2 protein-coding genes are annotated in these 957 nt (G+C 44.0%); one reads left to right on the top strand and one right to left on the bottom strand.

All coding sequences use genetic code 11. From position 1 onward, the window contains the following. The first annotated feature begins 229 nt into the window (after positions 1 to 229). Positions 230 to 547 carry a thioredoxin gene (gene trxA / locus ADA01nite_RS19620; protein ID WP_146812126.1) on the top strand — a complete coding sequence of 106 codons (318 nt, stop codon included), beginning with the start codon at positions 230 to 232 and terminating at the stop codon, positions 545 to 547. Positions 548 to 705: 158 nt separating this feature from the next. On the opposite strand, the gene ADA01nite_RS22285 is transcribed toward trxA, so the two are convergent. Continuing rightward, positions 706 to 957 (bottom strand): hypothetical protein (locus ADA01nite_RS22285; RefSeq protein WP_170230383.1); only part of this gene is annotated, 252 nt, incomplete at its 5' end.

Genomic DNA, 957 nt, shown 5'->3' with positions numbered 1-957 from the left:
AAAAAAGTGCTGGTGTAGTAGCGGGGACACATTCAATAGAGGGAGGCAGCGTCAAATATAAGGCGCTGCCTTTTTTCCGTGAAAATCATGAGGAAAGAAGGAGAGTGTTTCACCTGTGGATATTTTGAGGTGAGGATGGTATACTGTTACTGGTATATCTCTGCTGTATACCACAAACAAAACGATGGTATGTAAGTACGAACCTGAGATAAAAAGGAGGAAGTTACATATGGCAATCGTAAATGTAACAGATAGCTCATTCCAAAGCGAAGTAGAAAGCGGCGGCACAGTGCTGGTGGATTTCTGGGCTCCTTGGTGCGGTCCCTGCAAAATGATTGCACCGGTTCTTGAAGAAATCGACGGCGAAATTGGCGGCAAAGTCAAAATCGCGAAAGTAAATGTTGACGAAAATCCGGAATCCGCACAACGTTTCGGCGTAATGAGCATCCCGACACTGATGCTGGTAAAAGACGGTCAAGTCGTTGACAAAATTATCGGCTTCCAACCGAAAGAAAGCCTGTTAAGTGCCATTAACAAGCACCTGTAAGCTTTAACTAACACAATGAGTCCTCCGATTTTAAAATCGGAGGACTTCTTCATGAGGAATACGGGTAAAAAAACTCGTCTGGTTCTTTTCCCCGAAGATGTATAGACCGTTCGCTTCCCTTTTTCAGATAAAGCCGGCCGACAAAACATCCGGGTATTTCAGAGAGGGAGCCAGTTGTCGGCCCATATAGCTTTACCTGAAAATGGCGCTAAGTAAGGGAAAAGAAAGGACTTCGTTTTTTCACCCGTATCCCTTTGAAAGTAATAAAAGCAGATGGAAAAAGCGGCCTCTTTAAAATACAACGAGCGAAAAGAGGATACTTTTTCCACCTGTTTTTCATAAAAAAAATCACCATGGCTTTTCAGCCACAAGCCCTGCCATGAAAATGAAGGGAAGGGCGGCTGACTCTT

The sequence above is a fragment of the Aneurinibacillus danicus genome (assembly GCF_007991215.1).
GTDB lineage: Bacteria > Bacillota > Bacilli > Aneurinibacillales > Aneurinibacillaceae > Aneurinibacillus > Aneurinibacillus danicus.
The sequence above is the reverse complement of the archived record's forward strand: the minus strand, read 5'-3'. Positions and strand labels throughout refer to the sequence as shown.

What these genes read in the sequence shown, in the direction of transcription:
- trxA (WP_146812126.1), top strand. Translation starts at nt 230, where the DNA reads ATGGCAATCGTAAATGTAACAGATAGCTCATTCCAAAGCGAAGTAGAA.